Origin of the sequence: Bacillus sp. JJ1566 (genome assembly GCF_036962685.1) — a bacterium.
In the GTDB taxonomy this organism is placed as follows: Bacteria; Bacillota; Bacilli; order Bacillales; family Bacillaceae_L; genus Ferdinandcohnia.
In genome coordinates, this window is record NZ_JBALOP010000059.1 from 8,412 (window position 1) to 22,280 (window position 13,869).

Annotated in this window: 11 protein-coding genes; 1 reads left to right on the top strand and 10 read right to left on the bottom strand. The window is 38.4% G+C overall.

Going from position 1 to position 13,869, the window contains the following annotated elements; translation table 11 throughout:
* Positions 1–83: 83 nt before the first annotated feature.
* From V7112_RS20740 to mnmH, 10 genes are all read right to left on the bottom strand, one after another.
* Positions 84–1,691, bottom strand: coding sequence for a PucR family transcriptional regulator (locus V7112_RS20740; RefSeq protein WP_335423362.1), 1,608 nt, complete (start codon positions 1,689–1,691; stop codon positions 84–86).
* 154 nt (positions 1,692–1,845) lie between these two features.
* Complete coding sequence (locus V7112_RS20745) at positions 1,846–2,058, bottom strand: hypothetical protein (protein WP_335423364.1); 213 nt, start codon at positions 2,056–2,058, stop codon at positions 1,846–1,848.
* A 26-nt stretch (positions 2,059–2,084) separates the two neighbouring features.
* Positions 2,085–3,407 (bottom strand): solute carrier family 23 protein, encoded by a 1,323-nt coding sequence (locus tag V7112_RS20750; protein WP_335423366.1) that lies wholly within the window; start codon positions 3,405–3,407, stop codon positions 2,085–2,087.
* A gap of 79 nt (positions 3,408–3,486) precedes the next feature.
* A complete protein-coding gene (locus V7112_RS20755; protein WP_335423368.1) occupies positions 3,487–4,962 on the bottom strand; it encodes an NCS1 family transporter in 1,476 nt (491 codons plus the stop codon).
* A gap of 119 nt (positions 4,963–5,081) precedes the next feature.
* Positions 5,082–6,500, bottom strand: a complete 1,419-nt coding sequence (hydA, locus tag V7112_RS20760; RefSeq protein ID WP_335423370.1) for a dihydropyrimidinase — start codon at positions 6,498–6,500, stop codon at positions 5,082–5,084.
* A gap of 24 nt (positions 6,501–6,524) precedes the next feature.
* Entirely contained in the window at positions 6,525–7,808 is a 1,284-nt protein-coding gene (gene preA, locus V7112_RS20765; RefSeq protein ID WP_335423372.1) for an NAD-dependent dihydropyrimidine dehydrogenase subunit PreA, read from the bottom strand.
* A gap of 23 nt (positions 7,809–7,831) precedes the next feature.
* On the bottom strand, positions 7,832–9,202 hold the full coding sequence (locus tag V7112_RS20770) for an NAD(P)-dependent oxidoreductase (RefSeq protein ID WP_335423374.1): 1,371 nt from the start codon (positions 9,200–9,202) through the stop codon (positions 7,832–7,834).
* Positions 9,203–9,536: 334 nt separating this feature from the next.
* Positions 9,537–9,896 carry a hypothetical protein gene (locus V7112_RS20775; protein ID WP_335423376.1) on the bottom strand — a complete coding sequence of 120 codons (360 nt, stop codon included), beginning with the start codon at positions 9,894–9,896 and terminating at the stop codon, positions 9,537–9,539.
* Positions 9,897–10,047: 151 nt separating this feature from the next.
* Positions 10,048–11,310, bottom strand: a complete 1,263-nt coding sequence (locus tag V7112_RS20780) for a DUF5667 domain-containing protein (protein WP_335423378.1) — start codon at positions 11,308–11,310, stop codon at positions 10,048–10,050.
* A gap of 168 nt (positions 11,311–11,478) precedes the next feature.
* Complete coding sequence (gene mnmH, locus V7112_RS20785; protein ID WP_335423380.1) at positions 11,479–12,540, bottom strand: tRNA 2-selenouridine(34) synthase MnmH; 1,062 nt, start codon at positions 12,538–12,540, stop codon at positions 11,479–11,481.
* 157 nt (positions 12,541–12,697) lie between these two features.
* Here mnmH and V7112_RS20790 point away from each other — a divergent pair, with 157 nt between their 5' ends.
* Entirely contained in the window at positions 12,698–13,810 is a 1,113-nt protein-coding gene (locus tag V7112_RS20790) for a CdaR family transcriptional regulator (RefSeq protein WP_335423382.1), read from the top strand.
* Positions 13,811–13,869 lie beyond the last annotated feature (59 nt).

Here is a 13,869-nt window from a genome sequence, read left to right on the forward strand (position 1 = left end):
TGGCATCCGCCGGAGGCATAAAAATACACAGTCGGGGTTTGAACCCTGACTGTGTATTTTTATCACCTACTAAAACTAGTGGGCTATAAAACTTCTTTCTTCTCTTTTAATTGCTTTGAGGAAACTAAAAATTCGTATGACAAAATCATAAACTCAATCGCAAGTCTTTTTTCGTGACTCATAAAATCTGAGCCTAAGAGTTTTTCAATTTTTTGAATACGGTGATATAATGTTTGCCTCACAACAAATAAGCGCTTTGCTGTTTCTTGCTTAGAGCCGTTACATGATAAATAGGTTTTAAGAGTTTCCATTAGTTTTCCATTATATTTTTTATCATAGGCAATGACCGGTTCCAAATACTCTAAAACCACCTCCTGCAAATCAATATGTCTATGAAGCAAGGAAATAAGCCGGAAAATATGTAAATCATCATAAAAATAACTCTGTGCTGGAATGGATAGCCGATTTTGGATTCTAATCGTTTCTAACGCAGTTTGATAGCTTTTATGTACATCTGTTAAGTCTTCTACAAATTTTCCAATGCCGAATACCGGTTGGGCTTTGTTATTTCTACGTTGCAATTCGGAGTTCGACAATCTTCTGATTCCCTCCTCAACTCTCGTTTTCCATGTTGTCGTGTTTCGTTCATTAAGAATGATCAAAACGATTGTGTTTCTTTTTTCTGCGACAAAAAGGGTAAAGCCCTGTTGTTCAAAAATGGCCCGAAGAAACATCTTAAAATACGTAAAATCACTTGTTGAATACTCATTAATTGGGTCAATTTTACAGATACAAACAACGGCTCCTTTTGGTTTCCTTGTTGAAGTCAGGGCTAAATATTCATTGATTGACTCTTCGCTTTGTTCGCCTTCTAACCAATCATTAATCCATTCAGTAGCTTCTACCCTTTGTTTTTCCTCCACATAAAGGTTACGAAGGAAAAGCTGTGCAAGGGCAGTTGCTGTTCGATCTAATATAAGGTGGTCAAATTCGGTTAATTCTCTTTCCTCAGAAATAATCGCTAATTCTGCATAATGATCCCCTAATAAATGGATCGGAATCTTCGCCACACAGGTAGAATCGTCTGGCTGAGACCTCATTAACTCTAGTAGTTTGATTCGTTTTTGTTCGTTAGCTTCTGGAATAAATTGATTTTCATTGTTTTTAAAGAGGATGATTATTTGGACTTGGAGGTAGCTTCTAATAAATTTCAGAATGTCAATATAATGATCGATTGATAATAATCTTTTATTTAATGCTTGTGAGTAATTTTCAAGATTGGTTATCATTTGGTATTGGCGGTTAATAAGGAGTCCATGGATGTCTTGTGTAATTTCAACAAACGGTACTTCTTTTAAAAAAAGGATGATTGGAAAGTGTGACTTGTTGGCGATGTCAATAATTTCTGGTGGGATCGATGAGGTGTATATTCCTAATTCAATACAAATTCCTGCTGCATGTGATTCAATTAATTGCTCGATGACTGAGATAAATTTCTCCTTATTGTCCCTCCAAGCTACACCTGTTGATAGAATTAATTCATTTCCATTTAAGAGATTTCGAATATTTGTTACTTCAACTACGTGGACCCATTTCACTTGTCTTCCGAGTCCCTCTTTACCAGCAATCACTTTACTATTTTCAAAGTGCTTTCGACCTAAAATATCTTCAACGGTAATAGATGATTTCAATCTACAGCTCTCCTATATTGAATTTTCAGACTAATACCATTATAAACGATAATGTGAATGAAAGGGGCGTTTTTCCAAATATTTTTCATGAGAAAGCCAGTATCCTTTAAATTGCGATACTGGCTTCCCTTCATTTTTCGACGTCAATAAACGCTTAAGCACCCTCCTTTTGTTGCTTGATGAGCATCACCGCAAAATATTTTCGCCCTTCTGGTGTAATAATGTGTAAGGTCTCCTTTTCATCGTTATTCTCAAATTCTACGAATGCCCCACTCAGGTTTTCGATTATATTTGTCATTTTATAGCCTTTTTGAAGTAAAAAATCTATTTTGTCTCTCTCTTGTAAAAAAACTTGATATTCTGACATAGATTAACAACTCCTTTGATCACATCTTATTGAGCAGTGGTTTTATGATTTAGCTCAACCTCGTACATATTAATGTCTTCTTCGACTGCTCCACCAGGTATGGCCCAATTTAAAAGAACTCCCAAAATTGCTGACAGTGCCATTCCATGAATTTCAAAGTTCGCTGAAAACTTCATGATGGCTCCACCAATCCCAACAACTAAAATAACCGATGAAATAATCAGGTTACGCTTATCATCCAAATCTACTTTACTATCAACGAGCATCCTTAATCCGGAGGCAGCAATAATCCCGAATAATAAAAGGGAAATTCCACCCATTACGGCTGTTGGTATAGAACTAATGAGTGCTGTTATTTTACCGATAAACCCAAACAGAATTGCAAACACGGCTGCTCCACCAATGACGAAAACACTAAATACTCTCGTAATGGCTAGTACTCCAATATTTTCACCGTATGTTGTATTCGGAGGGCCACCCATTAACGCCGCTAGCATCGTGGCAAGACCGTCTCCCATAATCGATCGATGTAAACCAGGTCTTTGGATTAAATCCTTATGAACGACTTTACTTAATACCATTTGATGTCCAATATGCTCAGATAATGTAACGATTGAAACAGGAACCATTAACGCAATAATACTTAAAGTGACACCAGGGGAATAATGAACAAATGGAAAAAGAAAATCGGGCATTTCGAAAAATTTCGCAGCCTTCACACCGGAAAGATTAACTAACCCAACTATGGCAGCATATATATATCCTCCAACAATCCCAATTAATACAGGAATTAAATTTAAAAAACCTTTTAGAAAAATTGAGCTTAGTATCACAATCAGTAAGGTTACTAGTGCTACGGAAAAATGAAGAAGGCTATATTCTCCAGTAGCGTTATTCATTGCCATACCTACTGCTGTTGGAGCTAGGCTAAGTCCGATTACGATGATAACGGGTCCAACCACAACTGGTGGCAGTAATTTAATCAGCCATTTATGACCAGTTGCTTTGATGGCTAAAGCAACAATTCCATATACAAGACCTGCTAAAAAACTTCCAATCATAGCTGCACCTGGACCATCTGCCGCCGTTGCGGCTATGATTGGTGCAATAAATGCAAATGAGGAGCCAACATAAGCAGGAACTTGCCCCTTTGTAATAATGAGAAAAGTGATCGTTCCGACCCCACTTGAAATAAGTGCTACACCCGGACTTAAGCCAACAAGATAAGGAACTAAGATGGTTGCACCGAACATGGCAAACAAATGCTGGATACTTAAAACTAAAAACTTACCTGGCGGCGGAGTCTCATGTATATCCAAAACAACCTTCTTCGAATCTACACTGCTCATTTTCCAATCCCCCTTTACCTTTGTTATTGCTAAAAAGGTTTAACTAAAGTTCCTGTGGATACTTCCTTTTCCGAAAAAACTACATTTTCGAATCTACTGTTCCTTCTGCTACTATCACATCTTTTTCATTCTCTGTGATTTCCCAATCTCGCCCCACTGTGATACCTAAATATTTTTCATCATCTGGGTCTACTATTTCAGCTTGTGTATACTTTTTGAAATACCAATGCTTTGCTAACACATAATAAATAATCGCTCCAACACCGAATCCGACAAAGAAAGAATAGGCAGAGAAGAAATAGGATGCAATCCCTCCAATGATCCAAGCAATCATACCTGCCCAGTTGATTCCATTTGAATATCTATACTGTCCCTTTGTTTCATAAAGCTCTGGAACATTAACCCTTCTTTTTCTTAGAAGATAGTAATCCGTAAATAAAATACCGACTATGGCTGATAGAATTCCCCCAATAATAAGAAGAGCTGGAATGATGACTCCAAATAATTTCCAAGGTTGAACGAGTAAACCTATAATACCTGCTGTAATGACCCCTGCCCAAAATGGAAATTTTGGTCCTCCAACGTTCGAGAAGATGGTTGCGGCAGGTACTACGTTGGCAGCAGTGTTTGTGGACCATTGTGCGAGTATAATCATTAATAAGAGGATGACTAATACGAATCCTCCTGCTGCTTCCTGTAATGCAACAACAGGGTCATAATTTAAAACTGCCACGTATGCAACCGCACCAATGATAATCATTAATAAGTTAACAATTGGCATAACGACTACATTACCTGCAATTTGAGCCTTGTTTCGTTTAAACCAATTTCTTTCATACTTTGGAGCTTTAAAGAATCTGGATAACGAAGGCATATCAGCAGCAAGTGTGGCCCAAAAACCCATGTTTGCCATTACAACAACCATAAATGCAGTTAACGCAGCAGTTCCATTTACTGGACTTTCCACCCATGTCCAAATATCTCGACCTTGGTCAGCTGCTTTTCCTGAAAGGGAAATGAACATCCAAAACGAGATGAGTAAGATAATTGGAGCAGCTAAATCTGCAAATCTCTCAATTGCTTTCATTCCAAGAGCGGTGTTCACTAACTGGGCGGCGGCAAATAGTAAAAAGCAGATAAACCAGTTATCAAATCCAAAAAGAATGTTTAAAATCGCATTCATGGCGGTTGCACCAAAATAGGTATTAATTCCAAACCAACATGAAGCTGTGACACCCCGTACTACTGAAGGTATATGAGTTCCAATTGTTCCGAAGGGAGCCCGCATATAGACCGGAAACGAGAGTCCATGCTCGACTCCGATATCACCTATAAACGTCATGAAAAGCCCAATTAACACAGAGCCTATGATAGTTGCAACAATCACCCATCCAAGTGGTAAATGCCTAATGCCGTCTCCACCGATTGCAAAAGCCGCTAGTACTATCGCCATCCCTACCCAAATTAAGGAGAAACCAAACGCACTTATCTTCCTAGCGCCATGCCCAATTGGAAACAAATCCGGAGATTTCAAAGAATTACTACTTTTTTTCATTACAACACCCTCTCTTGATATTATTTTAAATATTCTGAATTATTCGTGTCCAGACTCACCTCATTTCCTATTCTTAAATAAAGGAAGGAGTTCTTACTCCTTCCTTCCTAACTCTTGCACTACATTGTGGCCGTTTTATCCTTCGCAATTTCATAACTTTCACCGTATTTCGCACGTTTAATAAATTGACCTGCTCCTAGTTTTCCAACGAACTGTTTATCACGGACAACAAATTCCCCTCTAGAAAGAACAGATACTGGTTCGCCGGTAAACTTCATACCTTCAAATGCATTGTAATCGACTGCCATATGATGGGTTTCAGCTGAAATTGTTCGCTCGACATTAGGGTCAAAAATTACAATATCAGCGTCCCCTCCGACCGCTATTGTACCCTTCTTCGGATACAATCCAAATAGCTTAGCAACTCTAGTAGAGGTTAAGTCCACAAACTGATTTAATGAAATTCTCCCTTTTTTGACACCTTCTGAAAATAGAACCGTTAGGCGATCTTCAATCATTGGTCCTCCATTAGGGATTTTCGAGAAATCACCTAAACCAAGCTCCTTTTGTCCTTTAAAATCAAACGAACATTGATCTGAACCAAATGTTTGAAGCTGCCCTGTTCGAAGTGCATTCCATAATACATCTTGATTCCATTCCTCACGTAATGGTGGTGACCAGACGTATTTTGCCCCTTCAAAATTTGGCCTTTCTAGATAGGATTGATCGAGAACTAAATATTGTGGACATGTTTCTCCCCACACATCAAAGCCCTTTTCTCTCGCTTCGGTAATGGCTTTAACAGCGTCTGCACAGGTAACATGGACAACATAAAGCTGAGAGTTTGCAAGTCCTGCAAAGGTTGCGGCTCGCTCTGTCGCCTCCCCTTCAATTTCCTGTGGTCGAGTCAACGCATGATAAATTGGTTCCGTCTTTCCTTCTCTCAAAGCCTTTTTCACAAGATAGTCAATGACATCTCCATTTTCAGCGTGAACCATAACAAGGGCACCTAAGTCTTTAGCGGCAACTAGTGTTTTAAATAAGGTTTCATCATCTGCCTGAAGCACATTTTTATAGGCCATAAACACTTTAAAAGATGTAATCCCTTCATTTTCAATAACGGATGGAAGTTCATTTAAGACGGTATCTGTTACTTCTCCAATTGAAAGGTGAAAGCCGTAGTCAATAACTGCTTTGCCCTGTGACTTCCCATGCCACGTATTAATAGCATCCTTTAGAGGCTCTCCTTTATTAGATAAGCAAAAATCAATAATCGTCGTTGTTCCTCCAAAGGCGGCAGCAATCGTCCCAGTTTCAAAATCATCCTTTGTAACAGTCCCTCCGAAAGGCATTTCTAGGTGGGTATGAGGATCAATTCCCCCTGGAAAAACATAACAACCTTTTGCATCAACTACTTCTGCACCTTCAGTAGAGAGATTCATCCCGATTTGACTGATCACACCATTTTCCACAAGAATTTCTGCTTGATAAGTATCTGTTGCAGTTACAATTGTTCCATTTTTAATGACCTTCTTCATCATAGCCCTCCCCTAAAAATACGATTATTTTACTGAGTCTATTTTACAGCTCACTGCACCTAGAGCAGCCTGACGCTCATTCCATGTCATTGGAGGTAACCCGCTTGGGACTTCAACCATATCAATCGCACCGTCTACCGGACATACAATCGAGCATAGGTTACAACCTACGCAGTCTTCCTCTCTGACTTTTAAAATGTTGTAGCCATTTCCGTCCTTAAGCATATCGATACATTGATGTGAAGTATCTTCACATGCAATATGGCATTTATTACAATTGATACAAACATCATTATTGATTCGGGCAACAATTTTATAGTTTAAGTCAAGGTCACCCCAGTCAGAATACCTCGGAACCGTTTTTCCAACAATATCCATGACAGAAGCAATCCCTTTTTGATCGAGATAGTTATCTAACCCTTCAATCATGTCCTCAACAATTCTAAATCCATGATGCATAGCAGCGGTGCACACCTGAACACCGGATGCACCCATTAACATATATTCAACAGCATCCTGCCACGTCGAAATTCCACCAATCCCGGAAATTGGAATATTGATATGAGGACTTCTTGCACAGTCAGCTACCATATTGAGTGCGATTGGTTTTACGGCAGGGCCACAATATCCACCATGTGCCCCTTTACCTCCGACATGTGGAATGGTGTTCCACGTATCCAAATCAACTCCTGCTAAACTATTAATTGTATTAATCATACTAATTGCATCAGCACCGCCTCTAGTGGCAGCCTCTGCAGTAGCCGTGATATCTGTAATATTTGGCGTAAGCTTTACAATGACTGGTGTTTGCGCAACTTCTTTTACCCAATAAGTTTGCTGTTCTACAAGTGCTGGCACTTGCCCAGATGCAGAACCCATTCCTCTTTCAGCCATTCCGTGTGGACATCCAAAGTTGAGCTCTAAGCCATCAACACCCACTTCTTCAACTCTTTTTACAATCTCATGCCATTTTTCCTGTTTAGGCTCTACCATTAAAGAGGCAATAATCGTATGGTTCGGAAAAAGCTTTTTCGTTTCTTTAATTTCTTTTAAGTTAACCTCAAGTGGACGATCAGAAATTAATTCAATATTGTTAAAACCCGCTACTCGTTGCCCATTAAAACTAACTGCTCCAAATCGTGAGGTTACATTTAAAATGGGGTCACCTAATGTCTTCCACACTGCTCCACCCCATCCAGCATCAAATGCACGTTGGACTTGATAACCGGAATTCGTTGGAGGTGCAGATGCTAACCAAAACGGATTAGGGGATTCTATACCTGCTAGATTAATACGTAAATCTGCCATTGATAAACCTCCTTTTCGATTTTTTATGCGATTTCTGAAACTGCACCGAACATTACCTTATGAATGGCATATGCCGCATCCTTTCCCTGTTGTGCAGCAGAAACTACCATCGCTTCACCTTGACCCTTTCCAAAAATCACATCCCCACATGCAAATACTTTTTTATTGGAAGTTTGGAGGGTCTCTTGATTAATTTTCACAACTCCACCGTCATGCTCAAGACCGAATTGTTCAATAAGCCCTATAAATCTTGTTTGCCCAATTGCCTTTATAACCGCATCAACCTCTAAAATGAACTCCGAGCCCTCAACTGGTACAGGACGTTTTCTGCCATCTTTCCCTGCCTCACCAAGCTCCATTTTGATGCATTCGATTGCTTTAACACGTCCCTGCTCGTCACCAATAATTCTCTTAGGTGCGGTTAGCCATCTAAATTCAACACCGTCTTGTTTAGCAAATTCATATTCAAAATCGTAGGCCGTCATTTCTTCAATCGTTCTTCTATAGAGGATTTTTACATTTTCAGCCCCTAATCTGACTGAACATGTCGCCCCATCAATAGCTGTATTCCCAGCTCCTATTACAACAACCCGACTTCCTAAGAAACGGTCTGAAATTGGTTTTGTTTTTGTTTCTTTTACAAAATCGATCGCATCATACACTCCTTCGAACTCTTCACCTTCAATACCAAGGGAAGGGACCTTGGACATTCCAATTGCTAGAATGACAGCATCGAAGTTTTCAAGGATTTCATCTACTGAAATATCCTCTCCGACTCTAGTATTCGTTCTTATTTTCACATCTACACTCTCTACCTGCTTAACCTCCCAGTAGGATATTTCCTGCGGAAGTCTGAAAGAAACAATACCGTAAGTGTTTAGGCCACCAGCCTTTTCCTCCGCTTCAAAAATAGTAACATCATAGCCAAGTAAACCGAGTTCTCTGGCTGCGGAAAGTCCAGCAGGGCCGCCCCCGACAATGGCAATTGTTTTTCCATTTTTCTTACCTGGCTCAAATAGCACCTGTTCATTGCGGATTGCCCAGTCCGTTGCAAATCTTTGTAAATCACCAATCATGATTGGTTTTGTGGAATGATTTAAGACACAAGCCCCCTCACAAAGCTCCTCTGTTGGGCAAACGCGGGCACAGCTTGCTCCGATAGGATTGGAGGTCATAATGGTTTTAGCTGATCCTTTTAGGTTTCCAGAAGCGATTTTTTTAATAAATGTAGGAATGTCAATACCAGTAGGGCATGCAGTTATACAGGGGGCATCATAGCAATAAAGGCAGCGATTGGATTCTTCAATGGCTTCACGGTTCGTTAGTGCTGGATTCACTTCTTTAAAATTCAATTTTAAATCTTGATACGAAATTCTTGCGCTTGAATGACTCATAGTTTACCTCCTTCATATAGTAAAAATTGCAAATTACAGAGGCACTCTATTTGCAATTTTATAATCCTTTAAACGGAAAGCGTTTTCATATTTATTTAGGATTTTCTACCACTTATTACTAAAACATGAATATTGTCCTAAAAATATGAACTTTGTGTCTATTTTACTTTCTTCCTGCTACGATTGCATTATACAGAGTGTTAAAAGATATAAGCTGTTAACCATTCACAATGTAAAAAAGAGCGTTAAATTTGAATCACGATCACTGTGATTTCAAATCTACGCTCTTTCTACTTTTAAATGTTCATTTTCAATTTGTATTTTTTTCGAAGAACTACTTTGCTTTTGATTCCTTATAAATCAATTTATTTACAGTCGAACTATATTTCTCAAAGAATTCACTCTTAAATGATTCCCACTCACCTAGAGAATCATAATATTTAGCCATGGTATTTTTCTTGCCTATGTTTTTTCCTCTAACCGTAAATTCCTTTGAAGGATAGTAATGAATCTCTCCATTCTTTTGGAGTTTTAAAGGAATGATTACAGAAAAATCAAATCCCATTTTTTTATCCCGTACCACCATCTTCTTGGTCACATTATTTTCCGTTCGCTTGATTACCTGTGTCAAACATAGAGCCCTCTCATTTTCAAATGTAAATCTGTTGGCACCCTTACTTTTTACGTTAGTCATTTATTTGTCCTCCTCAGGTAGTTACTCCTTTAATCATAACACATAAAAAATATTTAGCTAATTTATGTAAAAATACCCATTTTTGACAAAATGAAAAAGGATGAAATCGAGTTGATTTCATCCTTTGAATAATCGTCCGTCACTTTAGTGATTAGTTTTTGCCGTTACCATTGTTGCCTTGGCCATTTCCGTTGTTACCTTGTCCATTGCCATTGTTACCTTGACCATTACCATTGTTACCTTGTCCATTGCCATTGTTTTTACCGGCATTTTGATTTTGCTTATGTTCTTTAGCTTTTTGTTGGTTCTCAGCTTTTTTCTCTTGTGCTTGTTGTTTCTTTTCTTGTGCTTTTTGCTGAGCAGCTTCACGCTTTTCATTTACCTTTTCTTGTTTCTTTTCAACTACAGGAGTAGCTACTACTGGCTGTACCTCTGCTTCAGTTGTTTCTGTCTCTTCAACTACTGGTTCTGTCGCTACTTCTTCCACTACCACTTCTTGCTCAACAACTGGTTCTTCTGTTGTTTCTTCGATAGCTTCTTCTTCATGCTTAGCTGCAAATTTCGCTGCTTTTTTCTCTAGTTTTGCAAGCTTTTTATCTAATTTTGCAAATGATTTTTGAATGTTTTTCATTAATGCTTGCTGAGCAGTTGGATTTTTCACCTTTGCCAACGCAGCAGATAATGCATCAATGTTATTTGCAAGCTTTACTTCTACTTCTGTTTCCTCAGAATCCTCAACTACAGTTTCATCTTTTACATCATCTTCAGCCACTACTTCTTCAACATCAACAGTTTCTTCTTCAACTGCCTCTTCTTCTGTTACTTCTGTTTCTTCAGTTGCAGGCTCTTCAGACTCTGTTAAACTTTCAGTTGCAGCTTCTTGAGTTTCGATTGCTTTTTGAAGAAGTTCTTCAGCCTCTTCTGTTTTACCTTCAGCAAATAAAGCATTTGCTTCTGCGATACGCTCAGCCGCAAAATCAGCTAATAGCTTTGCTTCTTTATAATCATCAACAGTTACTGCAAGTCGTACTTTTTCAATCATAAGTTTTACAAAATAAAAGAAATCTCCAGGTACCAAAGAAGGTACTTCTTCAGCTTGAATTTCTTCTTCAGTTGCCTCTTCTTCAGTTACTTCTTCTTTTTCTTCTGATTCGACTTCTTCAGTTGGTTCTTCCTCTACTACTTCTTCACCTTCAACTACTTCCTCAGTAGCTTCTTCACTTACATTGTCTTGGACTACTTCTTCTTCAGCAACAACGTCTTCAGCTGTACCGTAATTAACCTGAATTTCTTCAACACCTGTTTCTTGTGTTACGTCTTCGTTAGCAAAAGCAGCAGGTGTTGCTAATGAAAGAATAAGTGCTGATGCTACAGTTCCGCTAATGATAGACTTCTTGAACTTACGTTTTGTCATGTACTAGTTCCCCCTAATTTTGAATTACGCTAAAGCATTCGACGAAAGCTGACAGGAATATGTCCGTCTATTACTAAAAAAATAATATATGATTCATAAGTCTAATGAAATGCTAAAAAATTTCCAAAAGACCTAGTGCAAAGGGCACTAGGTCTGATTAGTTTATTATTATTTTGTTGGGGCTTTTGTTATTTTTTCCGCAATAAGTTCTTCGATTAATTTTGTTGCTTCATCTACACTTTTCACGTGTAAGACTGTGCTGCGATCTTCTGATACTTGTTCCGCTGTATAATGATACCTCGGGTCGTAATAATATTCCAATAGTAATTTAACAGCCGATTTGTAATCACCGGTTTCTAGATCTTTTTCAATCTGTGTTGCAATTGGAGTATGAATTCTTTTTTTGATGCGTTGGAAGGCTGCCATACATTCATTCGGAAATTCCCACGGGCGGTAATCCTCTAAAATGTTTAAGACTCTTTCATCCATCGGCAAGTCAACAAAAATATGATATCCCTGTTCTTTTATTGTTAGTAAAAAATCCGGGATTGTTGCTCTACCAACTCGTTTGCTCTCCGCCTCTAGCAAAACATACGGAGATTCCTTTAGCTGAAGTACCCGCTCCACAAACATCAAATCAAACACCTTTTGATTATGCGGCTTTTTCCCAATCATTCCGAACACTGACCCACGATGATTCGCCATGCCTTCTAAATCAAGGACGGGATATCCCTTTTCCTGAAGCGTAGTTAAGATTTTCGTTTTTCCCGATCCTGTATACCCATTTATCACCAATGCCTTCGGCTTAAATTCTCTTGCAAGCTCTTCTAATGTTTCAACGACCCAGGTCCGATATCCACGGATTCCGCCAATCAGTCGTTTCGCATTGATTCCCATTAAATCAATGAGCGTTGCGGATGTTTTACTACGCATCCCTCCGCGCCAGCAATATACTATCTTCTCGTCCTCTGGGAGTTTTGCAAACTCTTTAATAAAGTTCGGCAGCTTGGCCGAAACAATTTCGAGGCCTTTTTCCTTTGCTGCATCAGGACTCACTTGCTTATAAACCGTACCAATTTCCGCCCGTTCTTCATCCGTAAAAATTGGAATATTCACACTGCCTGGTATATTGGATTCGGCAAATTCAGAAGGGGATCGCACATCAACAATTGCGAGTGGTTTTTCCTTCTGCAATTCTCGTAATTCATCAACAGATATATCTTGAAACATCTAATTTTCTTCCCTTCAATAGTATCTATCTACACTATGTCCACATTCTCTATCCTCTATTATAAAACACAAATACTTCCTTCGCATAAAAAACGCAATTACAACCATATTTAGAAATGATAGAATGGATATTATGCTTGAGAACGGAGGTTTTTTTATGCTCTTACCTTCACTTGCTAAAAAAATTATTAGCGAAGTACGAAGATTAATCGATGAGGATATTATTATCGTTGATATTTCAGGAACAATTATTGCAAGTACTGATACAAGTCGAATCGGAAGTTTTCATGAAGGTGCACTCCTTGCAAGTCGTGACCATAAGAAAATAATCATTACAAAAGATATGAAGAAAAACTTAAAAGGGGTAAAGGCGGGCATCAATTTACCTATTCTGTATCAGGAAAAGGTTGTTGGTGTTATTGGGATAACCGGAAATCCTGAAAAAGTTTCTGCATATGGAGAACTTTTGAAAAAAATGACTGAACTTTTAATTAAAGAGAGCTACTATGCTGAGCAGATGGAACTGGAGTCTCGTACCCTTGAAACATTTGTTTTTGATTGGCTTCAAATAAAGGAAAAATCAGAGGAATTTAGTAGTCGTGCAGAGCATTTAAATATCGATATAGATATGAATCGTCAGGTTATAATCGGGTCCATTAAGAGTGAGACAGAAATCCCACTTCGAGAAATATCCAATCAACTACTAAAAAGTTCATTTTTAAAAGAGAAAGAAATTTTTGTAAGATGGGGAAATGAACGCTTTCTCCTCCTTTTAACGGACCGTTCAAAAGAACGAATTCAAAAAATTCTTCGAAAACTAAAAATGGAATTAGAAAGTATTTATTCTGTGCAAGTATCTTTTGGCATTGGTAGTGAGGTTACAGGCTACACACTAAAAAATTCATTTGATGAAGCCGAACGTGCCCTAAAGGTTGCAAAACGGACTGGCTCGATTCAATTCGATAATGACTTAAAATTGGAGATGCTTGTTCATGAAACAAGTGGCAAAGTCCAATTAGAATATGTTAGGCGTACAATCGTTATGCTTCTGGATGATACCGAGCTGGTTAGGACCCTACTTGAATATATCAAACAAAATCAGTCTATCAAAGAAACCGCAGAAGCCCTTCATATTCATGTCAATACATTATCCTACCGTTTTAATAAAATCGAAGAAAAAACTGGCCTTCACCCAAGAAATTTTGTGGACCTTGTAACACTTTATCTTGGCATTTTACTATTAGATAAACCCACAAAAGTGTTTGAATAAAACTAATAATTTTTGTAGGTTTCTATATAGCGGAAATTTCCGCTTTTTTTTATGCTTAT

Excerpts from the sequence above, each read along its gene's own strand:
- V7112_RS20750 (WP_335423366.1), bottom strand. The coding sequence starts at position 3,407 with ATGAGCAGTGTAGATTCGAAGAAGGTTGTTTTGGATATACATGAGACT.
- V7112_RS20770 (WP_335423374.1), bottom strand. The coding sequence starts at position 9,202 with ATGAGTCATTCAAGCGCAAGAATTTCGTATCAAGATTTAAAATTGAAT.
- V7112_RS20745 (WP_335423364.1), bottom strand. The coding sequence starts at position 2,058 with ATGTCAGAATATCAAGTTTTTTTACAAGAGAGAGACAAAATAGATTTT.
- V7112_RS20790 (WP_335423382.1), top strand. The coding sequence starts at position 12,698 with ATGCTCTTACCTTCACTTGCTAAAAAAATTATTAGCGAAGTACGAAGA.
- hydA (WP_335423370.1), bottom strand. The coding sequence starts at position 6,500 with ATGAAGAAGGTCATTAAAAATGGAACAATTGTAACTGCAACAGATACT.
- preA (WP_335423372.1), bottom strand. The coding sequence starts at position 7,808 with ATGGCAGATTTACGTATTAATCTAGCAGGTATAGAATCCCCTAATCCG.
- V7112_RS20775 (WP_335423376.1), bottom strand. The coding sequence starts at position 9,896 with ATGACTAACGTAAAAAGTAAGGGTGCCAACAGATTTACATTTGAAAAT.
- V7112_RS20780 (WP_335423378.1), bottom strand. The coding sequence starts at position 11,310 with ATGACAAAACGTAAGTTCAAGAAGTCTATCATTAGCGGAACTGTAGCA.
- mnmH (WP_335423380.1), bottom strand. The coding sequence starts at position 12,540 with ATGTTTCAAGATATATCTGTTGATGAATTACGAGAATTGCAGAAGGAA.
- V7112_RS20755 (WP_335423368.1), bottom strand. The coding sequence starts at position 4,962 with ATGAAAAAAAGTAGTAATTCTTTGAAATCTCCGGATTTGTTTCCAATT.